Genomic DNA, 23,784 nt, shown 5'->3' on the forward strand with positions numbered 1-23,784 from the left:
CCAGCGGCTATGCCTATTCCGAGCGCGTGCTCACCCCGGCCTGCGCAAAGCTGGCCATCTCGCCCAGCATGGCGCAGGCCGACACCAGCAGCGGCCAGGCCAGGGCCGCGCCCGAGCCTTCGCCCAGGCGCAGTTGCCAGTCCAGCAGCGGCTCGGCACCCAGGTGGGCCAGCATGCGCACATGGCCGGGCTCGCCCGAGCGGTGCGAGAAAACGCAGCGCTCCAGCACGGCCGGCTGCAGGCGGCTGGCCACCAGCACGGCGGCCGTGGTGATGAAGCCATCGACCACGATGACGCGCCGCTCGGCGGCGGCCTGCAGCACGGCGCCCACCATGGTGGCGACCTCGAAGCCGCCCATGGCCGCCAGCGCGTCCAGCGGTTCCGTGGCCTGCGCGTGCAGCTGCAGCACCTCCTGCAGCACCCCGATCTTGCGCGCCAGCCCGGCGGCATCCAGGCCGGTGCCCGCACCCGTGACCTCGGCCAAGGGCTCGCCGCACAGCCGCGCCAGCAGCAAGGATGCGCTGGAGGTATTGCCAATGCCCATCTCGCCCAGCAGCAGCGCATTGCCCGGCAACTGGCGCACCAGGGCCGCGCCGTTGCGCAGGGCCATGGCGCATTCGGTGGCCGTCATGGCCGGGCCCTGGCTGCAGTCGCGCGTGCCGTAGCCCAGCTTGCGGCGCCACAGGCGCGGCTGGCCGGGCTGGGGAAGCTTGTCGTCGGGGTCCTGCTCGCGCGCGGGAAAGTCGCGTGCCACGCCGCAGTCCACCACGTTCAGCGCCAGCCCATGCTGGCGCGCCAGCACGCTGACGGCGGCGCCGCCGGCCATGAAGTTCTCGACCATCTGCCAGGTCACAGCCACCGGATAGGCCGACACGCCACGCGCCGCCAGCCCGTGGTCGGCCGCAAACACCAGCATCTGCGGCTGCTGCAGCACCGGCCTGTCCTGGCCCAGGATGCAGGCAATGCGCAGCGCCAGCTGCTCCAGCCGCCCCAGTGCGCCCAGCGGCTTGGTCTTGTGGTCTATGGCGTGCTGCACGCGCTGGGTGAAGGCGGCATCGGCCAGGGAGGCGATGGCGGGAATAGCGGCTATAGCGGTAGTGGCGGCAATAGCGGAAATGGCGCCATCGTGCGAGTGTTCTGTGGGTGCAGCGGAATGCGGGGTGGGCGTTGACATGGCGAAGCGGCCTTGGCCCGGGGCGGGCGTGGCGGGCGGATTGCAAAGGCGCAAGTATGGCGCGCCGCGCAACTCCGGCAGAACCATCGGTCTCTTTCCTGCCGCCATGGACGGTCTGGGCGTCGATTGCCGCAGCAGGCCGTACAGGCCGCACCGTTCTGAGACAATCGCTGCCACACGTGTCTCCCCAGCCCCCCACTCCCTCCATGACGGTTTCCTTCTCGGCCATTCAGCCCGGTCTCAAGCTTGCGGACCAGGTTGCCCGGCAGCTTGAGGCGCGCATCCGCGCCGGCAACCTGCAGCCGGGGCAGAAGCTGCCGACCGAGGCCGAGCTCGTGCAGCAGCTCGAGGTCAGCCGCACCGTCGTGCGCGAGGCGGTGTCCCAGCTCAAGTCGCGCAACCTAGTGGAATCGCGCCAGGGCAGCGGCGTGTTCGTGAAGGCGGCAGGCATAGAGCCACTGGACTTCGAAGGCCTGCCGGCGGCTGGCAGGAATGCGCTGATCCAGATCACCGAGGTGCGCCGCGCACTGGAGACCGAGGTGGCCGAACTCGCGGCGCGGCGGCGCAGCGAAGAGGATATGCAGCGCATCCACGATGCGGAGAGCGCCCTGGCCGAGGCCGTGCGGCTGGGCCGTGATGGCGTGGAGGAAGACATGGCGTTTCACCGCGCCATTGCCCAGGCCTCGGGCAACCCGTTCCTCATCAGCACGCTGGACTACCTGTCGCAGTTCCTGCGCGGTGCCATGCGCATCACGCGCGCCAACGAGGCGCGGCGCGAGGACTTCGGCAAGGCCGTGGAACGCGAGCACCACAGCATCGTGCTGGCCATCGAGGCCGGCGACCCCAAGGCCGCGCGCAAGGCCGCCGCCACGCACATGGGCAACGCCATAGACCGCATCCACCGCGCCGACGCCAGCTTCTGGGAGCAGGACGGCGAACGCCTGGCCCGCGACATCCTGGCCGCCAAGCCCTGAACCTCCGAAACCACCCCTTGGCGCATGGCCAAGGGTTTTCACCTTGTTTGGGTTTTTGCGCAAAATTTGTATGATGACCTGATGACAATATCAGTCACATCTCTTTTTGCAGCAGGCACACCCGGCCTTTGCCTGGGCGTTCACCCATGAGCGACGAATCCCGCATCCGCGAGCAGATCTGCGCCACCGGCGCCAGCCTCTACCAGCGCGGCTACACCGTTGGCGCTGCCGGCAACATCAGCGCGCGCCTGCATGACGGCTGGCTGATCACCCCCACCGACGCCTGCCTGGGCCGGCTCGACCCGGCAGAGCTGTCCAAGGTCGATGCCGGCGGGCATTGGGTCAGCGGCGCCAAGCCTTCCAAGACCCTGGTCCTGCATCGGGGCATCTACGGCAATGACGGCGAGGCCGGTGCCGTCATCCACACGCATTCCACCCATCTCGTGGCGCTGACGCTGTCCGGCGTCTGGCGCGAGGACGAGGTGCTGCCGCCCATCACCCCCTACCAGGTCATGAAGGTGGGCCGCATCCCGCTGATCCGCTACCGCCGGCCCGGCGATCCGCAGGCCGCCACCGAGGTGGCCGCGCTGGCCGGCCAGGTGCGCGGCGCCTTGTTCGAGCGCCTGGGCCCCGTGGTCTGGGAACGCTCGGTGGAGCAGGCCAGCCATGTGCTGGAAGAGCTGGAGGAAACCGCAAGGCTCTGGCTCATGACCCATCCCCGGCCGCAGCCCCTGGACGCGGCCGCCATCGACGAGCTGCGCACCACCTTCGGGGCGCGCTACTGATTTGCACAGCGGCGCCCACGGCCGCATTCCACCACCCAGCCCATCCACAGCCGCGCAGCCGCCAGGCGGCGCACCAAGCGGCGAATCAAGCGGCGAACCCAAGGGAGACTTGAAATGACGACAACGGATATCGCATCCGGCCAGGCCGGGGCCCACCCTGCCCAGGCCGACTCTGCAGAGACGGCGCGCGCCTACGCCAAGGTGTTCTGGCGCCTCGTGCCGTTCCTCATGCTGTGCTATGTGATCGCCTACCTTGATCGCGTGAACGTGGGCTTTGCCAAGCTGCAGATGTCCCAGGATCTGGGCTTCAGCGAGACCGTGTTCGGCCTGGGCGCAGGCGTGTTCTTCATCGGCTACTTCCTCTTCGAGGTGCCCAGCAACCTGCTCATGCACCGCCTGGGCGCGCGCGTCTGGATCGCCCGCATCATGATCACCTGGGGCATTCTGTCGGCCATGTTCATGTATGTGGAAACGCCCACGGGCTTCTACATCCTGCGCTTTCTGCTGGGCCTGGCCGAGGCGGGCTTCTACCCCGGCGTGATCCTGTACCTGACCTACTGGTACCCGGCCCACCGGCGCGCCAAGATCGTGGCGCTGTTCATGTCGGCCATCCCCGTGGCCGGCATCTTCGGCAACCCGCTGTCGGGCTGGATCATGCAGGCCTTCCACGGCGACCATGGCCTGCACGGCTGGCAGTGGATGTTCCTGATCGAGGCGATTCCCGCCCTGGTGATCGGCGTGGTGACCATCTTCTATCTGGACAACGGCATCTCCAGCGCCAAGTGGCTGACGGCCTCCGAAAAGCAGCTGCTGGCGCGCGAGATCGATCTGGACCAGCGGCACTCAGGTGCCCAGAAGCATTCGCTCAAGGCCGTTTTCGCCGACCGCCGCGTCTGGTGGATGTGCCTGATCTACTTCGCCTTCGTCGCCGGCCAGTACGGGCTGACCTTCTGGATGCCCACGCTGATCAAGTCCACGGGCGTCACGGGCGCGCTGAACATCGGCCTGCTCAGTGCCATCCCCTTCCTGTGCGCCATCGTGGTGATGAACCTGATGGGCCACAGCGCCGACAGGCGCCGCGAGCGCCGCTGGCACCTGATCGTGCCCGCGCTGATGGGCGCCGTGGGCTTTGCGATGACGGCCTTCTTCGCCGACAACACCGTTCTTTCCCTGATCTTCCTGTCGCTGGCCGCAGCCGGCGTGCTGACCTGCGCGCCGCTGTTCTGGTCGCTGCCCACGGCCTTCCTGTCGGGCACGGCGGCGGCGGCGGGCATTGCCATCGTCAACTCGGTCGGCAACCTCGCGGGCTTCGCCAGCCCTTACATGATCGGCTACCTCAAGGACCTGACCCAGTCCACGCAGGCCGGCATGTTCGTGCTGGCGGGAGTGCTCGTGGTGGGCGCCATCGCGGTCTGGCTCACCCCCGCAAAGATGGTCAACCGCTGACCGGCTCTTCTTCCCATCCTTCAAGCTCCAAGCCCCAAGACACATGAAAGTACTGATCACCGGCGGCGCCGGATTCCTGGGCCAGCGCCTGGCCCGCAAGCTGCTCGAACAGGGTGCGCTGACGCTGGCCGGCACCCGCTGGCCCATCCACCAGATCGACCTGCTCGACGTGGTGGCCACCCAGGCCATTGACGACACGCGCGTGCGCTCCCTGGTGGGCGACATTGCCGACCCGCAGGTGCTGCGCGGCGCCATAGGCCAGGACACGGCCGTGATCTTCCATCTGGCCGCCGTGGTCAGCGGCCAGGCCGAGGCCGACTTCGACCTAGGCATGCGCATCAACCTCGATGCCTCGCGCGCCCTGCTAGAGACCTGCCGCGCCGTGGGCCACATGCCGCGCGTGGTCTTCACCAGCTCGGTGGCCGTCTACGGGGGCGACCTGCCCGACACCGTGCTGGACGGCACGGCCCTGAACCCGCAGTCCTCCTACGGCACGCAAAAAGCCATTGCCGAGCTGCTGCTGGCCGACTACACGCGGCGCGGCTTTGTCGACGGCCGCGTGCTGCGCCTGCCCACGATCAGCGTGCGCCCGGGCCGGCCCAATGCGGCCGCCTCGTCGTTTGCCAGCGGCATCATCCGCGAGCCCCTCAACGGCGAAGCAGCCAACTGCCCCGTGGGCGCCACCACGCGGCTGTGGCTGCTGTCCCCGCGCCGCGCCGTCGAGGCCCTGGTCGCAGGCTGCGAACTCGATGCCAGCGCCGTCGCCGACCGCCGCCCCATCAACCTGCCCGGCGTGTCCGTCAGCGCGGGCGACATGGTGCGTGCGCTGCGCGAAGTGGCTGGCGACGAAGTGGCCAACCGCGTGAGCTGGCAGCCCGACGACAAGGTCGAGCGCATCGTCGGCAGCTGGCCCGGCCGCTGGGATACCACGCGCGCCGACCGGCTGGGCCTGCGCGGCGACGAGAACTTTGCGGCCATCGTGCGCGCCTACATCGCCGATGACCTGACACCCCGACGCCAGCCATGAACCACACCACCGCCACACCCCGCGCCGTCGGCGTGATCGGCCTGGGCGCCATGGGCGCCGGCATGGCGCAAAGCCTGCGCCGCGCCGGCCACCACGTGCATGTCCACGACATCCGCCCCGAGGCCGCAGCCGCCTTCGCTGCCGAAGGTGGCACGGCCTGCGCCACGCTGGCCGACATGGCCGCCGCTTGCAGCATCATCGTCAGCGTGGTCGTCAACGCCCAGCAGACCGAGGCCGTGCTGTTCGGCGAAGGCGGCATCGCCCCCGCGCTGCAGCCCGGCTCCGTCTTCGTCATGTGCTCCACCGTGGACCCCAACTGGTCCGTGGCGCTGGAGGCCAGGCTGCAGGCGCAGGGCGTGCACTACATTGACGCGCCCATCTCCGGCGGCGCGGCCAAGGCCGCGTCCGGGCAGATGACCATGATGACGGCAGGCCGCGCCGAGGCCTATGCCGCCTGCGAAGGCGTGCTCGACGCCATGGCCGCCAAGGTCTACCGCCTGGGCGACAGCGCGGGCGCGGGCAGCAAGGTCAAGATCATCAACCAGCTGCTGGCCGGCGTGCACATTGCCGCAGCGGCCGAGGCCATGGCCCTGGGCCTGCGCGAAGGCGTCGATGCCGCCGCGCTCTACGAGGTCATCACCCACAGCGCCGGCAACAGCTGGATGTTCGAGAACCGCATGGCCCACGTGCTGGCCGGCGACTACACCCCGCTGTCGGCCGTGGACATCTTCGTCAAGGACCTGGGGCTGGTGCTGGACACCGCGCGCCACAGCAAATTCCCGCTGCCCCTGGCCTCCACGGCCCACCAGATGTTCATGCAGGCATCCACCGCCGGCCATGGCCGCGAGGACGACAGCGCCGTCATCAAGATCTTCCCGGGCATCACCCTGCCCCAGGCTCCATCGGAATCCCCATGACCCTTCTTCTGGGCTGCATAGCCGACGACTTCACGGGCGCCACCGATCTGGCGAACAATCTGGTGCGCGCAGGCATGCGCGTGGTGCAGAGCATTGGCGTGCCTGCCGGCCCGGTGGACGAGGGCGTGGACGCCGTCGTGGTCGCGCTCAAGTCGCGCACCATCGCGCCGGCCGACGCCATTGCGCAATCGCTGCAGGCCCTCCAATGGCTGCAGGCCCAGGGCGCCAATGGCCGCGCGCCGCAGATCTACTTCAAGTACTGCTCCACCTTCGACAGCACGCCGCAGGGCAATATCGGCCCCGTGACCGATGCGCTGATGGACGCGCTGGGCTGTGGCTTCACCATCGCCACGCCGGCCTTCCCCGACAACCAGCGCACCGTCTTCAAGGGCCACCTGTTCGTGGGCGATGTGCTGCTCAGCGACAGCGGCATGCGCAACCATCCTCTCACGCCCATGACCGATGCCAACCTGGTGCGCGTGCTGCAGGCGCAGACACGGCGCAAGGTGGGGCTGATCGACCATGTGGCCGTCGCGCAGGGCGAGGCCGCCATCCGCGCGCGCATCGCCGCACTCCAGGCCGAGGGCGTGGGCATGGCCGTGGTCGATGCCGTCTCCAACGACGACCTGCTGCGCCTGGGCCCGGCGCTGGCCGGCATGCCCCTGGTCACGGCCGGCTCGGGCGTGGCCATCGGCCTGCCCGCGAACTTCGGCATACAGCCCTCGGCCCAGGCCGCTGCCCTGCCCACCGCCACCGGCCTGCAGGCGGTCGTCTCGGGCAGTTGCTCGGTGGCCACCAATGCGCAGGTGGCGCACTTCATCGCCTCGGGGCGCCCTGCCCTGGCGCTGGAGCCGCTGCGCATCGCCGCCGGCGAGGACGAAGCCGGCAAGGCCCTGGCCTGGGCCTGCCAGCACATCGCCAGCGGCCCGGTGCTGATCTACTCCACGGCCGAATCCGCGGCCGTCAAGGCCGTGCAGGGCCGCCTGGGCGTGGAGCAGGCCGGCGCCCTGGTCGAACAGACCATCGCCGCCATCGCCCGGGGGCTGGTCGAGATGGGTGTGCGCCAGCTCGTCGTGGCCGGTGGCGAAACCTCGGGCGCCTGCGTGCAGGCGCTGGGCATCGAGCAAATGCGCATAGGGCCGCAGATCGACCCTGGCGTGCCCTGGTGCCATGCCGCCTCGCCCCTGGCGCCGCAGGGGCTGCACCTCACGCTCAAGTCCGGCAACTTCGGCACCACGGACTTCTTCACCAAGGCCTTCGGCGCGTTGCAGCGCGCCTGATGCCACACTCAGCATCCGTTTTCAGGAAAGCCTTCATGCCCCGCTTCGCCGCCAACCTGTCCATGCTCTACAACGACCTGGATTTTCTTGACCGCTTCGAGGCCGCCGCGCGCGACGGCTTCCAGGCTGTCGAATACCTGTTTCCCTACGACTTCGCGCCCGAGCAACTGGCCCGCCGCCTGCAGGACAACGGCCTGCAGCAGGTGCTGTTCAACGCCCCGCCCGGCGACTGGAACGCGGGCGAGCGCGGCCTGGCCTGCATCCCCGGGCGCGAGGCGGAATTCGCCCAGGGCATGGAACGCGCCATTGCCTATGCCCGCGCGCTGGGCTGCCCGCGCATCCACGTGATGGCCGGCCTCAAGCCCGAAGGCGCCAGCGACGATGCCCTGCGCGCCACCTACATCGCCAACGTGCGCCACGCCGCACGGCTGGCCGCGCCCCACGGCATCGCCATCCTGCTGGAGCCCATCAATGGCCGCGACATGCCCGGCTTCTTCCTGAGCCGCCAGGACCAGGCCCACGCCCTGCTGACCGACATTGCCGAGCCCAATGTCCAGGTCCAGATGGACCTCTACCACTGCCAGATCGTCGAGGGAGACCTCGCCATGAAGATCCGCCAGTACCTGCCCACGGGCCGCGTGGGCCACCTGCAGATCGCAGGCGTGCCCGAACGCCACGAACCCGACGTGGGAGAGGTCAATTACCCCTACCTGTTCCGCCTGCTGGACCAGCTGGGCTACGACGGCTGGATAGGCTGCGAATACCGCCCCGCGCGCGGCGCGGCCGCGCACGCTACCAGCGAGGGGCTGGGGTGGATGAAGGAGTGGCTGTAGATCCGGGCAGATACCCCCGCAGCGCACGCACCAGCGGCGAATCATCGGCACGCCGCCAGACGGCGACCGTCTCCACGGCCGTCCTTTCCCCCAGCAAGGGCCGGTAGACCACGCCTTCACGGTGCAGGGCCTGCACACAGGCGGGCACCAGCGCCACGCCCAAACCGCCAGAGACCAGGCTGACGATGGTGTGCATCTGCCGCGCCGCGAACAGCCGGGGGCTGAAGCCGTGGCGCATGCAGGTGGAGACGATGGCATCGAACATCAACGGCCCCTGGTGGCGCTCGAAGCCCAGGAAACGCTCCTGGGCCAGTTTCTCCAGCGCGATGCGCCGGTTGCGGGCCAGCGGGTGGGACTCGGGCAAGGCCACCACCAGCGGCTCGCTGCGCACCAGCACAGAGTCCAGTGACGCGGGCAGGTCCGGCGTGCGAAATACCAGGCCGATATCCAGCCGCCCGCTCTCGATGTCATGTGCAATCTGGTCGGTCGTGCCCTCCTGCAGCGATAGCCGGACCTGCGGATAGTCCTCGCCAAAGCGCCTCAGCGTTTCCGGCAGGAAGGAGTAGGCCGGCAGGCTGATGAACCCGATGGACATGGAGCCCATGAGCCCCTGCGAGGTCTCGCGTGCGCGGCGCCGCATGGTGTCGGCAGCGGCCAGCACGGCACGGGCGTCGCGCAACGCATCCTCCCCGGCTTTCGTAAGCACGATGCGCCGCGACGTGCGCTCCAGCAGCGTCACGCCCAGCTCCTCCTCCAGCTCCTTGATGGCCAGGCTCACGGGGGGCTGGGTCAGGTGCAGGCGCTCGGCCGCACGACCGAAGTGCATCTCCTCGACCACGGCCACGAAGCACCGCAGATGTCGCATGTCCATTCATAGCCTCCGCAAATCGATCCATATGAATTGCAAATTTCCTTGCATTGAACCAGATCCCTAGACTGCGCTGCAGGCCTGTACGCACCATCCCGCGCCCAGGACAACACAAGCTGAATACAAAGCAGCAGCAGGAGACAAACATGCCAGAGCGCCTCGCGGGCCTGCCCAGGCCACGCACCCTCATACATCCCGGCCCCTGCAGCGCCGTGCGACTGGATCACCGGCAAACGCCCGCTGCGCGCCACATGCGGCTGGCCCTGGCGCCCGGGCTGACGCTGTTCGACGCCATCGTCGGCGCACTGTCATCGGCCAGCGTCGAGAGTGCCTCGCTGACCTTGCTGGAAGGCGATCTCGAAGACCTGGATTTCTGCGTGGCGCCACCCGATCGCAGCGGCCATGTCGTGGCCACCTACGGCCCGCCCGCGACACTGCAGTCCGCCAGGCTGCTGTTCGGCAACGCCACGCTGGGCTGCGCCGAAACAGGGCATCCGGCTGTGCACTGCCATGCCGTCTTCTCCAGCGCACAGGGCCACCTGCTCGGCGGCCATGTGCTCACGCAGCGCTGCCGCATCGTCAATGCGCCCGTCAGCGCCCTGGCGACCTCGCTGGACGGGTTCGGACTGCGCATCGCCTACGACCCTGAAACGCGCATGTCCCTGATGCGTCCGGCCGCCGCGCAGGTCTGCCATGGCTGAGGCCCGCATGGTCGAGTCAGGCCGCATGGGCCGCGTCGCCTACGCACGCATTGCCCCCAACGAAGATCTGGTGCTGAGCGTGGAAAAGCTCTGCGCGCTGCAGGGCTTTCGCAATGCCTTCGTGCGCGGCGCCCTGGGCAGCCTGGTCGATGCCTGCCTGGCGCGCGCCGACGGCGGTTGCCTGTTGCTGCGCGGGCCGGCCATCGAGGTGGTCAGCCTCGCCGGCGAGGTGCGCTGCCAGGACGACGGCTCGCTGCGTGCCTGCCTGAGCGGCGTGGTCGCCGACACCACCGGCCAGGTGCATGGCGGCCCCTTCGTGGCCGGAGCCAACCCCGTCTGCATCACCTTCGAGCTGACCCTCGAAGAGTGGCTTCCCCAAACCCCTTCTGCCTTGACCCCGGATCCAGGAGCCTGTCCATGAACCAACGAGATTCCCATCCATCCCCCGCACGCGTCGCCGTGGTCACCGGAGGGGCGCGCGGCATAGGCCGGTCCATCGGCGAATGGTTTCTACAGCGGGGCTGGCGCGTAGCGCTGCTGGACATCGACAGTGAAACGCTGGAGCGCACGGCGCAGGACATGGACTGCCCGGCCCGGCTGCTGTGCCAGCATTGCGACGTCTCGAACCCGCAGCAGGTGGACGAGGCCGCCACCGCCGTCATGGCGCGCTGGGGCCGCGTGGATGCGCTGGTCAACAACGCCGGCGTGGCGGTCTTCAAGCCCGTGCTGGAGACATCGTTCGAGGAATGGCGCACGGTCATGGCCACCAACCTCGACGGCGCCTTTCTCTGCACGCAGGCCTTCGGTGCCCGGATGGCTCGCAACGAAGGCCGCGGCGGCAGCGGCGGAGCCATCGTCAACATCGCCTCCATCTCGGGCCTGCGGGCCAGCACGCTGCGCGTGGCCTATGGGACGAGCAAGGCCGCCCTCATCCACATGACGCGCCAGCATGCGGTGGAACTGGGCAATCTGGGCGTGCGCGTCAACGTGATCGCGCCAGGGCCGGTGGAGACCGAGATGGCCAAGCTCGTGCACAGCGTCGCCATACGCTCCGACTACCACGACGCCATCCCGCTGGGCCGCTACGGCACACCACAGGAAATGGCAGAGGCCGTGGGCTTTCTTTGCAGCGATACGGCCAGCTTCATCAATGGCCAGGTGCTGGCCGTCGACGGCGGCTTCGATGCCGCAGGCGTGGGTCTGCCCACGCTGCGCCGCCGGCTGGCCGAGGCACCGGCAACCGTGCAGTCCGCGCAGTCCTGAACACCGCCCGCACCACAGGAGCCACGCCATGAACCCACCCCGCATCATCGGCTGGGGCCACACGCCCTTCGGAAAGCATGCCGCAGCCGATGCCGAGCAACTGCTGCGTGACGCCATCGACCCGGCACTGCAAACCGCCGGCCTGGAGCCCCGGGACATCGACGGCATCTTCGTCGGCCACTTCAATGGCGGCCTTCTGCCCCAGGATTTCAGCGCCAGCCTGGTGGCCCTGGCCGTGCCTGAACTGCGCCATGTGCCCGCCACGCGCAGCGAGAACGCCTGCGCCACCGGCTCGGCTGCCATCTGGGCTGCGCTCGACGCCGTGCAGTCCGGCCGCATATGTTGCGCGCTGGTGGTGGGCTTCGAGATCATGAACGCCCAGCCTGGGCAGAAAATTGCCGAGATCCTGCTGCGCTGCTCCTACGTGAAGGAGGAAGCTGCCACACCGGCGGGCTTCGCAGGCGTGTTCGGGCAGATCGCCACCCGCTATTTCGAACGCTTCGGCGACCAGAGCGATGCACTGGCAGCCATCGCGGCCAAGAACCATGCCAACGGCGTGCACAACCCCTTCGCCCACATGCGGCGTGACCTGGGCCTGGACTTCTGCCGCCACGCCTCGGACAGGAACCCCTTCGTCGCAGGCCCGCTCAAGCGCTCGGACTGCTCGCTGGTCTCCGACGGCGCGGCCGCCCTGGTCATCTCGCGCCAGGCCTGCGGCAATGCCAGCGTGGCGCCCGTGCGCTGGCGCTCGCGCACCCAGGTCAACGACCTCCTGCCCCTGTCGCGGCGGGACCCCACGCGCTTCGAAGGCGCCGCCCTGGCGTGGCAGCGCGGGCTGGCCGACGCAGGCGTCACGCTGGCCGACCTGGGCTTCGTGGAAACACATGACTGCTTCACCATGGCCGAACTGCTGGAATACGAGGCCATGGGCCTGGCGCCACATGGCCAAGGCGCGCGCGCCATCCTCGACGGCAGCACATGCCGCGACGGGCGGCTGCCCGTCAACCCGTCGGGAGGACTCAAGTCGCGCGGCCATCCCATAGGCGCGACAGGCGTTTCCCAGCATGTGATGGCGGCCATGCAGCTGTCAGGCTCGGCCGGGGCCATGCAACTGCCCGCGCCCCGGCTGGGCGCCGTCTTCAACATGGGTGGTGCGGCCGTGGCCAACTACCTGAGCGTGCTGGAGGCCGCATGAACAGGCTTGCACCTGCGGACATCGCGGCAGTCCCCGCGCCCCAGGCAGCCAACCTGTCGCTGCTGCTGTCGCAGACGGCCGCCCTGTTTCCCGACAGGCCCGGCCTGATCCAGGGCGACCGCCGCTGGACCTGGGCGCAGATCGATGCGCGTGTCAATGCGCTGGTCCAAGGCCTGCGCGCGCTGGGCATGCAGGCCGGTGACCGCCTGCTGGTGCAGTCTCGCAACGGCATTGCCCTGTTTGAAAGCTGCTGGGCCGCCTTCCGGCTCGGCGCCGTCTGGGTGCCGGTCAACTTCCGGCTTACACCATCCGAAGTGGCTTGGCTGGGCCACGCCAGCGGCGCCACCGCCATGCTGGCCGAAGAGGGCTTCGCCGGCCATGTGGACGCCGTGCGCGCCGCCTCGCCACGGCTGCGGCATGTGATCACCATCGGCCGGCCTCGCGAAAGCCGGGGCGAGCAGGACTACGAGCAATTGCTGCATGACAACGCAGGCGCTCCCGCATCTACAGCCCATGTGCATGCCGATACGCCGCTGTGGTTCTTCTACACCTCCGGCACCACAGGCCGGCCCAAGGCCGCGATGCTCACCCATGGACAGATGGCCTTCGTGGTGACCAACCACCTTGCCGACCTGATCCCGGGCACGGACGAGCGCGACTGCTCCATTGCCGTGGCACCGCTGTCGCACGGCGCAGGCATACATGCCCTGCTCAACGTGGCGCGCGGTGCGGCCACAGTGCTGCCCACCGCCGACCGGCTGGACCCTGCCGAGGTCTGGGAGCTGGTGCAGCGGCACCGGGTCACCAATCTCTTCACCGTGCCCACCATCGTCAAGCTGCTGGTGGAAGACCCCGCGGTGGACCGCTTCGACCACGGATCGCTGCGCTACGTGGTCTATGCGGGCGCGCCCATGTACCACGCCGACCAGCAGCGCGCATTGCACAAGCTGGGCCCGGTGCTGGTGCAGTACTTCGGCCTGGGCGAGGTGACGGGCTGCATCACCGTGCTGACGCCCTCCATGCACGCACTGGACGACGGGCACAGCGACGGCAGCACCGGCACCGCCGACACATTGATCGGAACCTGCGGGCGCCCGCGCACGGGCATGGAGGTCGCCATCCTCGACCACCGGTTGCAGCCCGTTCCAACGGGCGCCATCGGCGAGATCTGCTGCCGCGGCCCCGCCGTCTTTGCGGGCTACCACGACAACCCCGAGGCCACGGCCCAGGCCTTTCGGGGCGGCTGGTTCCACACGGGCGATCTCGGGCGGCTGGACGAGCGGGGCCTGCTCTACATCACGGGGCGGGAATCGGACATGTACATCTCGGGCGGCTCCAACGTCTATCCGCGCGAAATCGAGGAGGCGCTGCTGACCCATCCCGCCGTGGCCGAGGTCGCCGTGCTCGGCATGCCCGACGCCACCTGGGGCGAGGTCGGCGTGGCCGTGGTGGTCGCGCGGGAGGGTGCCGATGCCACCGCTGGAGACCTCACGGCCGAGGCGCTGCTGGCGCACCTGGAGGGCCGCTGCGCGCGCTACCGCTGGCCGCGCCAGTTCCACTTCTGGGACGCCCTGCCCCGCTCGGGCTACGGCAAGGTGGTCAAGAAGGAAATCCGCGAACGCCTGCTGCAGAACATGACGCAGGGAAAGGAGCAGGCCGCCCCGACCCCGTGATGCGCCCCCCCGCGCGCCGCTTGCGCCCGAACGACACAAAGACAACACTCAGGAGACAAGCCATGACCCTTTCCCGACGCCACGTGCTGCACGGTGCCGCAGCCTGCGCCCTTCCACTGGCCCTTTCACAGCGCAGCGCCTTCGCCAGCAAGGCCGAATTCCGCTACAAGTACGCCAACAACCTGCCCGCCACGCACCCCATGAACATCCGGGCCCTGCAGATGTCGCAGGCCATCCTGGCCGAGACCGGTGGACGGGTGGACATCCAGGTCTTCTCCAATGGGCAGCTCGGCTCGGACACCGATGTGCTGGGCCAGTTGCGCTCGGGCGGCGTGGAGTTCTTCACGCTGTCGGGCCTGATCCTGTCCACCCTGGTGCCGGCAGCCTCCATCAGCGGCGTGGGCTTTGCATTCGACGGCTATGACAGTGTCTGGAAGGCCATGGATGGCGAGCTGGGCGCCCATATCCGCGCACGCATCGCCCACGCCAACCTGGTGGCCATGGAGCGCATCTGGGACAACGGTTTCCGGCAGATCACCTCCTCCACGCGCCCCATCGCGGGTCCCGCCGACCTGCAGGGCTTCAAGATCCGCGTGCCCGTCTCTCCGCTGTGGACCTCGATGTTCAAGGCGCTGGACAGCGCGCCCGCGTCCATCAACTTTGCCGAGGTCTATTCCTCGCTGCAGACGAAGATCGTGGACGGGCAGGAGAACCCGCTGGCCATCATCTCCACGGCCAAGCTCTACGAGGTGCAGAAGTACTGCTCGCTCACCAACCACATGTGGGACGGTTTCTGGTTCCTGGCCAACCGCCGTGCCTGGGAAAGACTGCCCCCAGACCTGCGCGACATCGTGGCGCGACACATCAATGCCGCAGGCCTGCGCGAACGCGACGATGTCGCCGAGCTCAACGCCGGCCTGCAAAAGGAGCTGGCCGCCAAGGGCCTGGCCTTCAACACTGCCGACACCGCCGCCTTCCGTGAGCGGTTGCGCAAGGTCGGCTTCTACGCCGAATGGAAGCGCAAGCACGGTGACCAGGCCTGGGCCATCCTCGAGCGCAGCGTCGGGGCGCTGGCATGACTGCGCCCCAGGACAAGCCCGCCCATACCCCGCACGATGCCTGGACCGCGTGGGACCGCATCGACCGCTGGATGGGCGCGGCCGTGGCTTGCGCGGCGGGCCTGCTGGTGCTGGCCGATATCGGCGTGCTGTTTGCGGGAGTGGTGGCACGCTTTGTCTTCCACCAGCCACTGGTCTGGGCGGATGAACTGGCCTCCATGCTCTTCATCTGGCTGGCCATGCTGGGTGCCGTGATCGCACTGCGGCGCGCCGAGCACATGCGCATGACGGCCCTGCTCTCACGCCTGTCGCCTGCGCGCCGGGCCCTGTTCGATGCCATCGGCACCTGTGCCACGCTGGCCTTTCTCGCCCTGGTGGCCTGGCCCGCCTGGGAATGGGCAGCGGACGAGCACTTCATCACCACGCCCGCGCTGGAAATCTCCAACATCTGGCGCGCTGCGGCACTGCCCGCCGGCATCGTGCTGATGGGTGTTTTCTCGGTGCTGCGCCTGGTGCGCAGCGGCGAAAAGGCGGCGGCCTGGAAGGCACTGGCCGTGGTGGCCGCCATCATGGCGGCGTTCGTGCTGGCAAACGGCATCTTCGGCCTCTTCGAGGACCTGGGGCGCCTGAACCTGCTGGTCTTCTTCGTCGGCGTGGTCGCGGCCTGCGTGTTCGGCGGCGTGCCCATTGCCTTTGCCTTCGGCCTGGGCACGCTCGGCTATCTGGCCCTGGCCACGGACACCGCCCTGCCCGTGATCGTCGGGCGCATGGACGAAGGCATGTCCCACCTCATCCTGCTGGCCGTTCCGCTGTTCGTCTTCCTGGGGCTGCTGATCGAGATGACGGGCATGGCGCGCGCCATGGTGGCTTTTCTCGCGGGCCTGCTCGGCCATGTGCGCGGCGGCCTGTCCTATGTGCTTGTGGGGGCCATGTACCTGGTCTCGGGCATCTCGGGCTCCAAGGCGGCCGACATGGCGGCCGTGGCTCCGGCACTGTTCCCCGAAATGCGCAAGCGCGGCGCGGACGAAGGCGATCTGGTGGCCCTGCTGTCAGCCACAGGCGCGCAGACGGAAACCGTGCCGCCCAGCCTGGTGCTGATCACCATCGGCTCGGTCACGGGCGTGTCCATTGCAGCGCTGTTCACGGGCGGACTGCTGCCGGCGCTGGCCCTGGGCCTGTCGCTGTGTGTGGTCGTCTGGTGGCGCTCGCGCCATGACCAGCCGCCGCAGACACAGCGCCAGCCCTGGTCGCAGATCGCGCGGCTAGGCTTCATCGCCCTGCCGGCACTGGCGCTGCCCTTCGTGATCCGCGCGGCCGTGGTCGAGGGCGTGGCCACGGCCACCGAAGTCTCGACCCTGGGCATTGCCTACGCGGCCATTGCGGGTCTGCTGATCTACCGCCAGTTCGACTGGCGCCGCCTGGGGCCCATGCTCGTGGCCACGGCATCGCTGTCGGGCGCCATCCTGCTCATCATCGGCACTGCCACGGCCATGGCCTGGGGCCTGACCCAATCGGGCTTCTCGCGCTCGCTGGCGGAGGCGATGGCCGCCCTGCCCGGCGGGGCACCCGCGTTTCTCGCGGTCTCGCTACTGATCTTCGTCATCCTCGGATCGGTGTTGGAAGGCATACCCGCCATCGTGCTGTTCGGCCCGCTGCTGTTTCCCATCGCACGCGACCTGGGCATCCATGAAGTGCACTACGCCATCGTCGTCGTGCTCGCCATGGGCCTGGGCCTGTTCGCCCCACCACTGGGCGTGGGCTACTACGCAGCCTGCGCCATAGGCCAGATCCACCCGGACAAGGGCTTGCGGCCCATCGTGGGCTACCTGCTGGCGCTGTTGCTGGGTACGGTGGCGGTGGCGGTCGTGCCCTGGCTGTCGATCGGATTTCTGTAGAGGCGCGGCCGCCTGCGTTCAGGAATACTCCAGATCGCTGTGCTTGCTGGTCACCAGCCGGCCGGCCGACAGCGACATCATCAGCAGCGCAATCGCCTCATGCATGATCAGCGTGTGCGTGTTGCCGGTCTCCACCATCTTGCTGCGCAACGACTCGCGCACCTGGGGGGAGCCGGTCACGTCGATGATGATGTCCACCGCTGCATCCACCAGATCCATGAACCGTGTGGTGACCGGCACGCCACGCGCGCGTGCCAGTGCGATGCCGGGCTGGTCCAGGTCCAGGTCGGCCACCCCGAGCAACTGCACGAAGGGCGCGTCCAGCAACTGCTGCAGCAAGGGAGTGCCGGTCTGCCCCGCACCAATGACCACGATCCGGAAGGCTTGCATGGGTTGAATCCTTTTCCATATGGGAAGTACGGCGCCATCATAGAAATGCCTTGCCGGTGCGCGCCGGTCCGGGACAGGTGGAATGGGTTTGTATGACCCAGATCAAATCCGGTATCCAGGTCCAGATGGACCTCTACCACTGCCAGATCGTCGAGGGAGACCTCGCCATGAAGATCCGCCAGTACCTGCCCACGGGCCGCGTGGGGCATGTGCAGATCGCAGGCGTGCCCGAACGCCACGAACCCGACGTCGGCGAGGTCAACTACCCCTACCTGTTCCGCCTGCTGGACCAGCTGGGCTACGACGACTGGATAGGCTGCGAATACCGCCCCGCGCGCGGCGCGGCCGCGCACGCTACCAGCGAGGGGCTGGGGTGGATGAAGGAGTGGCTGCAGGCCACGTTCCCCGCCCTCAACGCAACCACCTGCGCAGGTGCGTCTGGTCGTGGACCTGAAACCGGCGACATCCAGCAACGCATGGACTACGACGCCTGGAGCCGCGTGGCCCACGACAGCAACCTGGGTTGACTCCAAACCAGCTGTGGCTTGGAACTGCGGTTAGGTGCACGGCCACGGTCCATTTCGCACTCGAATTTTTAGACTATGAGCCGTCCTTGCCAGCAATGGAAATTGTTCAGATACAATCCCAAATCCATATGTAACACATCGTAAAACAAAGGAAACTATGAAAATAATTCACAGATACGGCCGGCGGATCCTGTTTGCCCTGTTCGTTGCCACCGCCTTGGCGGGCTGCGGCACTCCCACAGGCCTTACGATTGACTACGCACCAAGCTCTACCAAGACCGCTCAAGGCAGTCTTGCTGTCGGCGAGTTTACATATTCAGCTGTAGACCCAAAGACATCCAAGCCCATGCCTCCGGATGTGATACGTAACACAGCTATGGGTGAAATAAAACTGGATCGCGACGTATCGAAATTTATCCGAGATGCTGTTTTTGTTGAACTCCGTTTTGTTGGCATAAATACCAGTTCGGGCGGGAAAGTACTGACAGGAGACATTCAAGATTTCTTCATTGATGACCTAGGCTACAGCATCGATTGGACTTACAAAGTCAATTACACCGTAAAAGAAGAAACCTCAGGAAATATCGTATATGCAGCAGTCAAAAACATTCAACGCAAGACCAATAAATTTGGTAATGCGCTTGGCGTGCTGAAGGAAAATATCAAAATGAGTGTCGAAGAACTGATTGAAGATCCTGATTTTTTGAAATCAATCAAATGATCAGCCATCCGACAGAAGTCGGCTCGGCAATACACCACGCCAATCCGATCTTCAAGCATTTCGTTTGAAGCTCGCTCATTAAAAAACCCGCCGGCTTCGTGGCCCGGCGGGTTTTCTCAGGTGAACAACAGCCAGCGCTGTTATTGCCTTACAGGAACCTGCTCGGTGTACTCGCGCAGCACGCCGCCGCCTTCGACGGAGCCGCTGACCTGGCCGTCCTTGACGCGCTCCACGCAGGAGCGGCGGTCGCCTTCGTTCTTGAAGACATCGCAGCGGGCCACGGCATTGCGCTGGAAGTTGTCACCCGACTGGACGCCGCCTCGGCGCGATTGCTCCTGGACGGCGGCGGCCTCGTGCTGGGCAGGGTCGCGGCGGTCATAGCCGCGCTTGGCGGGCCCCTTGTGCTCGGCGTGCTTCTTGTGGTGGTGATGGGGCTTGGCCTTTTCCGCGGCGGGGGGCGGAGGCGGCGTGCCATCAGGCCCGGGGCCGGGCTGGGCGGTGGCCAGGCCGGCCATGCCCAGGACGGCAGCGCCAATACACAGCTGCAGGGGACGGATCCATGGATTCTTCATAGCTTCACTCCATTCCTCGTGAAAAAGTCAAGGCCCAAGCATGCGTGTTTTCCAGCTCCCCATTTATCGGTACAGCACGGCTGCGCATGCAGTCCATGGCCTACATGTTGCCGCGCAACGCGCAAGCGGTCGCCGACCTGGGTCAAGCCTGGGTGGCAAACCAGCGCTGAACGCCGTCGGCCATGCGCGCGAAGACGCTGTCCAGCGTGGGAACCTCGGCACCCCACAGGGCGCGCAGCACGTCCGCGTTCTCGAACAGGCCGTGCCAATAGCAGCCGGCGATGCGGCCGTCAGGGCTGTGCCACAGCAGGCTCGGCACGGGCTCGGCCACGGCACTGCCAGCGGCCACCATGTCGGGGCGCACGCTGGTCTGGCCATGGTGGATTTCATAGACCCGGGCCTGCACGCCGGACAGCGCCGCCAAAGCCCCTGGCAGCGGCGGCAGCTGCACGCTGGCGGGCAGCACGGTCTTGTCGGGCGCGAACAGGGTCGTCAGCGGCAGCAGGCCCAGGCCGGCTGCGTTGCCGTCCACGCCGTGCAGGTCGATCAGCGCCTCGCCCAGCATTTGCAGGCCGCCGCAGATGCCCAGCACCTGCCGGCCTGCCGCCGCATGGGCGGCGACGGCAGCATCCAGGCCCTGGGACCGCATCCAGGCCAGATCGGCAGCGGTGGCCTTGGAGCCGGGCAGGATGATCCAGTCCGCGCCTGCCAGCTGGGCCGGCGTGCGCGCCCAGACCACGCGCAGGCCCGGCACCTGCAGCAGGGGCTGGAATTCGTCGAGGTTGCTGATGCGCGGGTAGGCAATGATGGCGATGGTGGTGTGCACGGCGCGCCCCGCCCCTCCTCCAGAGCCACGGTCATCAAAGACGCCATCCTCCTCCGGCAGGCCATGCTGGAACTGCATGGGGATGGTGGCCACGGTGGGCACGCCGGTGCGCTCCTGCAGCATCTGCGGGGCGGGCGCCAGCAGGCTGGCGTCGCCCCGGAACTTGTTGAGCACGAAGCCGCGGATCAGCGCCTGTTCGTCAGGCGGCAGCAGCGCCCAGGTGCCGTAGAGGTGGGCGAAGGCGCCGCCGCGGTCGATGTCGGATACCAGCAGGCAATGCGCGCCGCAGTGGCGCGCCACGCGCATGTTGACGACGTCGCTGGCATGCAGGTTGATCTCGGCCGGCGAGCCTGCGCCCTCGATGACGACCACGTCGTTGTCGGCACGCAGGCTGTCCAGCGCCTCGGCGATCTGCGGCCACACGCGGGCGCTGCGGCCGCGCCAGGGCAAGGCCGAGAGTTCCTCGCTGACCCGGCCCAGCAGCACGACCTGGCTGCGCATGTCGGCCTCGGGCTTGAGCAGCAGCGGGTTCATGCGCACATCGGGCGCGCAGCCTGCGGCCAGGGCCTGCAGGTACTGTGCCGTGCCGATCTCGCCCCAGGCACCGCCCGGCGCGCAGACCACGCGCGCGTTGTTGCTCATGTTCTGCGCCTTGAAGGGCGCCACCTTGTAGCCCTGGGCGCGGTACCAGGCGCACAGCGCGGTGGCCACCCAGCTCTTGCCGGCACCGCTGCTGGTGCCCAGCACCATCACGCACAGCGCGGGGCGCTGGCCGGGCTCGGGCAAGGGCAGGTTCACGGCGGCGGGTTCACTCGATTGCATGGTGTTTCTCCATTGGCTGCCAGGCAGCCAGCAAGGCGTTCTGGGATGCAGGCGCCAGCACGCCCATGCGCACGCAGCCGGGCAGGCCGAAGCTGTCGCAGTCGCGCAGCTTGATGCCCTGCGCGCGCAGTTGGGCCAGACGCGTCTGCATGGCGTCGCCCTGCCGTGCCTGCGGCCAGCGCGCCACAAAGTAATTGGCCTGCGAGCCGGGCAGCACCTGCCAGCCCAGGCGCTGCACCAGATCGATCTGTTGCGCCTTCCAATCGCGCAGCCGTTGCAGGCTTTGCGCCAGCCATTGCCGGGTGGCCGGTGCGGTCCAGGCCGTGAGCATGGCCTCGCCATGGGCGCCCACGGGCCAGGAGGGTGACAGGGCACGCAAGGCATCGATCTCGTCGTGCGGCACGGCTTCGGGCGCAATGGCGTAGGCCGCGCGCACGCCGGTCATGCCAAGGGCCTTGTTGGGAGTCCACATCTGCCAGGCATCGCGCACCGGGGAGGGCACGGCGGGTTCCATGCCCGGCTCCAGTCTGAGGGGCGCATAGGCGCAGTCGATCACGCGCCAGGTGCCGGGCGGTGCGGGCTCGCTCCACAGGGGCCAGACATCTTCGGGCCGACCCAGGGGGCTCGATGGTGCGCAGGCCCAATGCAGGCCAGGGCCAGCTTCGGTGATACCGTCGCGCGCGGCCTGGCGCAGGCGCCAGACCTGGGCCGCGTGGGCGTAGTCGCCATAGTGGTGTGCCGGCAGGCTGGCGACGGCCGCGCCCTCTCTCACCGCATGCATGGTGATTCGGTGGATGAAGTCGCTGGCACTGGCCGCGATGACGATGCGCTCGGCCTGCACGCCATGAAGATCCGCCAGCCGTGCGCGCAACGCCGTGTAGTGCGGGTCCGGGTACTGGGCTGCATGTGCCTGGGACAGCGCATCCAGCGCCTGCGGGCAAGGTCCGCAGGCATTGCGGTTGGTGGAGAAATCGTGCGCGGGCACGCCCAGCGCATCCGTGCCGCCGTGGGTGACTGGGATCGGTTTCATGGTGTCTTTCCTGCCATCGCCCATGCAATGACCAGGGCGGCGGCCAGCCCTGCAGCCACCAGCATGGCGACCACGCGGCCCGCATGCGCCACGGCCTGCTGCAGCTCGGCCGCCTGCGGCACGCAGCCTGCGGGGTTGAGCACGTAGACGCCGGGCTTGCCCAGGCGCACACCCAGCAGCCTTGCCATGGCGCCCATGGGCCAGCCGCCGTTGGGCGACGGGGTGATGCGCGCGTCCTGGCGCAGCGCACCCCAGCCCGGACGTCGGCCAGCGGCCAGGCCGGACAAGGTCAGCAGCAAGGCGGTCAGGCGCGCCGGTATCCAGTTGAGCAGGTCATCGGCACGCGCCGTCCATTTGCCGGCCCATTGCCAGTGGCGCCGGTCATCGCCATGCCCCCGCCAGCCCGGGTAGCCCCACATGGCATCGGCCGTGTTGGCAAAACGGTAGAGGGCCGCGCCCGGCAGGCCGGCCACGGCAAACCAGAACAGCGGCGCCAGCACGGAGTCGCTGAGGTTCTCGGCCAGGGTTTCGATGGCGCTTTCGCGCACCTGGCCTGCGTCGAGCTGCGCCGTGTCCCGGCTGACCAGCCAGGTCAGGCGCTCGCGGCCTGCGGGCAGGGATTGCTGCAGTGCAGCTTCCACGGTCAGCACCTCGTCGCGCAGCATGCGCCAGGACAAAAGCGGCTTGAGCAGCACGCCCAGCACCAGGGCGCCCAGCCACCAGGGCATGGGCGGCAGCAGCCACTGGATGAACGCGTAGATGGCGAAGAACAGCAGCGCCAGCAGGCACCAGGCGACGGCGCCCAGCGCAAAGCGTGGCCAGTCGCGCACATGTTCTTCGCGTGGGGCAATTCTTCGCCCAACCGCAGCCAGCAGCCGGCCCATGGCGACCACGGGGTGCATCCACACGGGTGGCTCGCCCCAGAGCCGGTCGATCAGCAGGGCCACGGGCACGGCCAGCGCGGCGGCCAGGGCGTGGCGGGCCCAGGGGTCGGGCACAGGCTGCGACAGCGCCTGCCAGCTCCACCACAGCGGACTGAACGCGGCGCCCGACAGTTGCCAGAAATGGCTGTCGTTCATGCCTGCGGCGGCGCCCCGGCGGCGCGCTGGCCCCACAGGTCGTCGTAGAGCATGTCCTGCAGCGGCGCACGGCTGGCCCATTTCTGCTGCTGCAGCATGGGCTCTGCGTAATAGGCGGACACGGGGCCCAGGCACAGCACGGCCAGCGGCCGGCTGCCCACGGGCATTTGCAGCAGCGCGGCCAGCACCTCGGGATCGAACAGCGAGACCCAGCCCAGCCCCAGCCCCTCGGCACGCGCGGCCAGCCACAGGTTCTGGATGGCACAGGCGGCCGAGGCCACATCCATCTCGGGCAAGGTGCGGCGACCGAAGACATGGGCATCGCGCCCGGGCGGCATGGCCACGACCAGCACCTCGGCCGCATCCAGCACACCCTGGACCTTGAGCTGCATGAAGTCTTCCTCGCGCTCGCCCAGGGCGCGGGCGGTCTGCAGGCGCTCCTGCTCGACCACGGCGTGTATGCCCTGGCGCAACTGCGCATCGCGCACGCGGATGAAGCGCCAGGGCTGCATGAAGCCGACGCTGGGCGCATGGTGGGCCGCGCGCAGCAGGCGCAGCAGCACCTCGGGCGCGACCTCGCCTCCGCAGAAATGGCGCATGTCGCGCCGCTCATGGATCGCGCGGTAGACGGCTGCCCGATCGGCCTCGGCAAAGGGTTGGGCGGGAATGGTCTCTGGCGCCCGGGAATGCGTTTCGCTGCTCATGCCGCCATTGTCCGCCGCAGGCCG

Annotated in this window: 23 protein-coding genes and 1 pseudogene; 16 read left to right on the forward strand and 8 right to left on the reverse strand. The window is 68.3% G+C overall.

From position 1 onward, the window contains the following. Window positions 1-13: 13 nt before the first annotated feature. Entirely contained in the window at window positions 14-1,261 is a 1,248-nt protein-coding gene (gene cobT, locus ACF8ML_RS07795; protein WP_392406864.1) for a nicotinate-nucleotide--dimethylbenzimidazole phosphoribosyltransferase, read from the reverse strand. A gap of 119 nt (window positions 1,262-1,380) precedes the next feature. On the opposite strand from cobT, the gene ACF8ML_RS07800 reads away from it, so the two are divergent. The 7 genes from ACF8ML_RS07800 (at window position 1,381) to otnI (ending at window position 8,436) form a co-directional block, all read left to right on the forward strand. Continuing rightward, window positions 1,381-2,148, forward strand: a complete 768-nt coding sequence (locus ACF8ML_RS07800) for a FadR/GntR family transcriptional regulator (protein ID WP_016445234.1) — start codon at window positions 1,381-1,383, stop codon at window positions 2,146-2,148. 146 nt (window positions 2,149-2,294) lie between these two features. Continuing rightward, on the forward strand, window positions 2,295-2,933 hold the full coding sequence (locus tag ACF8ML_RS07805) for an aldolase (RefSeq protein WP_392406866.1): 639 nt from the start codon (window positions 2,295-2,297) through the stop codon (window positions 2,931-2,933). Between the two features lie 114 nt (window positions 2,934-3,047). Further along, the gene (locus ACF8ML_RS07810; RefSeq protein WP_252653318.1) at window positions 3,048-4,379 is read left to right on the forward strand and encodes an MFS transporter; all 1,332 of its coding nucleotides are present in this window, start codon (window positions 3,048-3,050) and stop codon (window positions 4,377-4,379) included. A 43-nt stretch (window positions 4,380-4,422) separates the two neighbouring features. Continuing rightward, window positions 4,423-5,406 (forward strand): D-erythronate dehydrogenase, encoded by a 984-nt coding sequence (denD, locus tag ACF8ML_RS07815; RefSeq protein WP_392406868.1) that lies wholly within the window; start codon window positions 4,423-4,425, stop codon window positions 5,404-5,406. Further along, window positions 5,403-6,323 carry an L-threonate dehydrogenase gene (gene ltnD / locus ACF8ML_RS07820; RefSeq protein WP_392406870.1) on the forward strand — a complete coding sequence of 307 codons (921 nt, stop codon included), beginning with the start codon at window positions 5,403-5,405 and terminating at the stop codon, window positions 6,321-6,323. The genes denD and ltnD overlap by 4 nt, the downstream gene beginning before the upstream one ends. Beyond that, on the forward strand, window positions 6,320-7,603 hold the full coding sequence (gene otnK / locus ACF8ML_RS07825) for a 3-oxo-tetronate kinase (RefSeq protein ID WP_392406872.1): 1,284 nt from the start codon (window positions 6,320-6,322) through the stop codon (window positions 7,601-7,603). Before ltnD ends, otnK begins: the two co-directional genes overlap by 4 nt. A gap of 35 nt (window positions 7,604-7,638) precedes the next feature. Beyond that, on the forward strand, window positions 7,639-8,436 hold the full coding sequence (gene otnI, locus ACF8ML_RS07830) for a 2-oxo-tetronate isomerase (RefSeq protein WP_338497010.1): 798 nt from the start codon (window positions 7,639-7,641) through the stop codon (window positions 8,434-8,436). Here otnI and ACF8ML_RS07835 read toward each other — a convergent pair. Continuing rightward, on the reverse strand, window positions 8,396-9,307 hold the full coding sequence (locus ACF8ML_RS07835) for a LysR family transcriptional regulator (protein ID WP_047327144.1): 912 nt from the start codon (window positions 9,305-9,307) through the stop codon (window positions 8,396-8,398). The genes otnI and ACF8ML_RS07835 overlap by 41 nt on opposite strands. 143 nt (window positions 9,308-9,450) lie before the next feature. Here ACF8ML_RS07835 and ACF8ML_RS07840 point away from each other — a divergent pair, with 143 nt between their 5' ends. From ACF8ML_RS07840 to ACF8ML_RS07870, 7 genes are all read left to right on the forward strand, one after another. Next, window positions 9,451-10,005, forward strand: a complete 555-nt coding sequence (locus ACF8ML_RS07840; RefSeq protein ID WP_392406875.1) for a PCC domain-containing protein — start codon at window positions 9,451-9,453, stop codon at window positions 10,003-10,005. Continuing rightward, window positions 9,998-10,426, forward strand: coding sequence for a PPC domain-containing DNA-binding protein (locus ACF8ML_RS07845; RefSeq protein ID WP_017406556.1), 429 nt, complete (start codon window positions 9,998-10,000; stop codon window positions 10,424-10,426). The genes ACF8ML_RS07840 and ACF8ML_RS07845 overlap by 8 nt, the downstream gene beginning before the upstream one ends. Continuing rightward, window positions 10,423-11,268: an SDR family NAD(P)-dependent oxidoreductase gene (locus tag ACF8ML_RS07850; RefSeq protein WP_392406876.1), complete on the forward strand. Its 846-nt coding sequence runs from the start codon at window positions 10,423-10,425 to the stop codon at window positions 11,266-11,268. The genes ACF8ML_RS07845 and ACF8ML_RS07850 overlap by 4 nt, the downstream gene beginning before the upstream one ends. A 28-nt stretch (window positions 11,269-11,296) precedes the next feature. After that, window positions 11,297-12,463: an acetyl-CoA acetyltransferase gene (locus ACF8ML_RS07855; protein ID WP_034363084.1), complete on the forward strand. Its 1,167-nt coding sequence runs from the start codon at window positions 11,297-11,299 to the stop codon at window positions 12,461-12,463. Beyond that, window positions 12,460-14,136 (forward strand): acyl-CoA synthetase, encoded by a 1,677-nt coding sequence (locus ACF8ML_RS07860; protein WP_392406878.1) that lies wholly within the window; start codon window positions 12,460-12,462, stop codon window positions 14,134-14,136. Before ACF8ML_RS07855 ends, ACF8ML_RS07860 begins: the two co-directional genes overlap by 4 nt. 62 nt (window positions 14,137-14,198) lie before the next feature. After that, a complete protein-coding gene (locus ACF8ML_RS07865; RefSeq protein WP_016453060.1) occupies window positions 14,199-15,215 on the forward strand; it encodes a TRAP transporter substrate-binding protein in 1,017 nt (338 codons plus the stop codon). Then, window positions 15,212-17,089, forward strand: a complete 1,878-nt coding sequence (locus ACF8ML_RS07870) for a TRAP transporter large permease subunit (RefSeq protein WP_392406879.1) — start codon at window positions 15,212-15,214, stop codon at window positions 17,087-17,089. Before ACF8ML_RS07865 ends, ACF8ML_RS07870 begins: the two co-directional genes overlap by 4 nt. Window positions 17,090-17,107: 18 nt before the next feature. On the opposite strand, the gene ACF8ML_RS07875 is transcribed toward ACF8ML_RS07870, so the two are convergent. Next, window positions 17,108-17,479 (reverse strand): hypothetical protein, encoded by a 372-nt coding sequence (locus tag ACF8ML_RS07875; protein ID WP_016445227.1) that lies wholly within the window; start codon window positions 17,477-17,479, stop codon window positions 17,108-17,110. 113 nt (window positions 17,480-17,592) lie between these two features. Here ACF8ML_RS07875 and ACF8ML_RS07880 point away from each other — a divergent pair. Then, window positions 17,593-17,871 (forward strand): annotated as a pseudogene (locus tag ACF8ML_RS07880) (TIM barrel protein); the annotation flags it as partial. 292 nt (window positions 17,872-18,163) lie between these two features. Continuing rightward, on the forward strand, window positions 18,164-18,727 hold the full coding sequence (locus ACF8ML_RS07885; RefSeq protein WP_013803205.1) for a hypothetical protein: 564 nt from the start codon (window positions 18,164-18,166) through the stop codon (window positions 18,725-18,727). Between the two features lie 140 nt (window positions 18,728-18,867). Here ACF8ML_RS07885 and ACF8ML_RS07890 read toward each other — a convergent pair whose 3' ends face one another. From ACF8ML_RS07890 to bluB, 5 genes are all read right to left on the reverse strand, one after another. After that, window positions 18,868-19,299: a hypothetical protein gene (locus ACF8ML_RS07890; RefSeq protein ID WP_016445226.1), complete on the reverse strand. Its 432-nt coding sequence runs from the start codon at window positions 19,297-19,299 to the stop codon at window positions 18,868-18,870. A 142-nt stretch (window positions 19,300-19,441) separates the two neighbouring features. Then, entirely contained in the window at window positions 19,442-20,947 is a 1,506-nt protein-coding gene (locus ACF8ML_RS07895) for a cobyric acid synthase (protein WP_047327138.1), read from the reverse strand. Then, window positions 20,934-21,977 (reverse strand): aminotransferase class I/II-fold pyridoxal phosphate-dependent enzyme, encoded by a 1,044-nt coding sequence (locus ACF8ML_RS07900; protein WP_047327137.1) that lies wholly within the window; start codon window positions 21,975-21,977, stop codon window positions 20,934-20,936. The genes ACF8ML_RS07895 and ACF8ML_RS07900 overlap by 14 nt, the downstream gene beginning before the upstream one ends. Continuing rightward, window positions 21,974-23,056 carry an adenosylcobinamide-phosphate synthase CbiB gene (cbiB, locus tag ACF8ML_RS07905; RefSeq protein ID WP_047327272.1) on the reverse strand — a complete coding sequence of 361 codons (1,083 nt, stop codon included), beginning with the start codon at window positions 23,054-23,056 and terminating at the stop codon, window positions 21,974-21,976. Before cbiB ends, ACF8ML_RS07900 begins: the two co-directional genes overlap by 4 nt. Continuing rightward, entirely contained in the window at window positions 23,053-23,760 is a 708-nt protein-coding gene (gene bluB / locus ACF8ML_RS07910; RefSeq protein ID WP_267178859.1) for a 5,6-dimethylbenzimidazole synthase, read from the reverse strand. Before bluB ends, cbiB begins: the two co-directional genes overlap by 4 nt. Window positions 23,761-23,784 lie beyond the last annotated feature (24 nt).

The organism is Delftia sp. WSY_10 (assembly GCF_043104705.1).
GTDB lineage: Bacteria > Pseudomonadota > Gammaproteobacteria > Burkholderiales > Burkholderiaceae_C > Comamonas > Comamonas tsuruhatensis.

Bases quoted from the DNA above. Each gene is read 5' to 3' on its own strand.
- cobT (WP_392406864.1), bottom strand. From the start codon at position 1,261: ATGGTTCTGCCGGAGTTGCGCGGCGCGCCATACTTGCGCCTTTGCAAT.
- ACF8ML_RS07800 (WP_016445234.1), top strand. From the start codon at position 1,381: ATGACGGTTTCCTTCTCGGCCATTCAGCCCGGTCTCAAGCTTGCGGAC.
- ACF8ML_RS07805 (WP_392406866.1), top strand. From the start codon at position 2,295: ATGAGCGACGAATCCCGCATCCGCGAGCAGATCTGCGCCACCGGCGCC.
- ACF8ML_RS07810 (WP_252653318.1), top strand. From the start codon at position 3,048: ATGACGACAACGGATATCGCATCCGGCCAGGCCGGGGCCCACCCTGCC.
- denD (WP_392406868.1), top strand. From the start codon at position 4,423: ATGAAAGTACTGATCACCGGCGGCGCCGGATTCCTGGGCCAGCGCCTG.
- ltnD (WP_392406870.1), top strand. From the start codon at position 5,403: ATGAACCACACCACCGCCACACCCCGCGCCGTCGGCGTGATCGGCCTG.
- otnK (WP_392406872.1), top strand. From the start codon at position 6,320: ATGACCCTTCTTCTGGGCTGCATAGCCGACGACTTCACGGGCGCCACC.
- otnI (WP_338497010.1), top strand. From the start codon at position 7,639: ATGCCCCGCTTCGCCGCCAACCTGTCCATGCTCTACAACGACCTGGAT.
- ACF8ML_RS07835 (WP_047327144.1), bottom strand. From the start codon at position 9,307: ATGGACATGCGACATCTGCGGTGCTTCGTGGCCGTGGTCGAGGAGATG.
- ACF8ML_RS07840 (WP_392406875.1), top strand. From the start codon at position 9,451: ATGCCAGAGCGCCTCGCGGGCCTGCCCAGGCCACGCACCCTCATACAT.
- ACF8ML_RS07845 (WP_017406556.1), top strand. From the start codon at position 9,998: ATGGCTGAGGCCCGCATGGTCGAGTCAGGCCGCATGGGCCGCGTCGCC.
- ACF8ML_RS07850 (WP_392406876.1), top strand. From the start codon at position 10,423: ATGAACCAACGAGATTCCCATCCATCCCCCGCACGCGTCGCCGTGGTC.
- ACF8ML_RS07855 (WP_034363084.1), top strand. From the start codon at position 11,297: ATGAACCCACCCCGCATCATCGGCTGGGGCCACACGCCCTTCGGAAAG.
- ACF8ML_RS07860 (WP_392406878.1), top strand. From the start codon at position 12,460: ATGAACAGGCTTGCACCTGCGGACATCGCGGCAGTCCCCGCGCCCCAG.
- ACF8ML_RS07865 (WP_016453060.1), top strand. From the start codon at position 14,199: ATGACCCTTTCCCGACGCCACGTGCTGCACGGTGCCGCAGCCTGCGCC.
- ACF8ML_RS07870 (WP_392406879.1), top strand. From the start codon at position 15,212: ATGACTGCGCCCCAGGACAAGCCCGCCCATACCCCGCACGATGCCTGG.
- ACF8ML_RS07875 (WP_016445227.1), bottom strand. From the start codon at position 17,479: ATGCAAGCCTTCCGGATCGTGGTCATTGGTGCGGGGCAGACCGGCACT.
- ACF8ML_RS07885 (WP_013803205.1), top strand. From the start codon at position 18,164: ATGAAAATAATTCACAGATACGGCCGGCGGATCCTGTTTGCCCTGTTC.
- ACF8ML_RS07890 (WP_016445226.1), bottom strand. From the start codon at position 19,299: ATGAAGAATCCATGGATCCGTCCCCTGCAGCTGTGTATTGGCGCTGCC.
- ACF8ML_RS07895 (WP_047327138.1), bottom strand. From the start codon at position 20,947: ATGCAATCGAGTGAACCCGCCGCCGTGAACCTGCCCTTGCCCGAGCCC.
- ACF8ML_RS07900 (WP_047327137.1), bottom strand. From the start codon at position 21,977: ATGAAACCGATCCCAGTCACCCACGGCGGCACGGATGCGCTGGGCGTG.
- cbiB (WP_047327272.1), bottom strand. From the start codon at position 23,056: ATGAACGACAGCCATTTCTGGCAACTGTCGGGCGCCGCGTTCAGTCCG.
- bluB (WP_267178859.1), bottom strand. From the start codon at position 23,760: ATGAGCAGCGAAACGCATTCCCGGGCGCCAGAGACCATTCCCGCCCAA.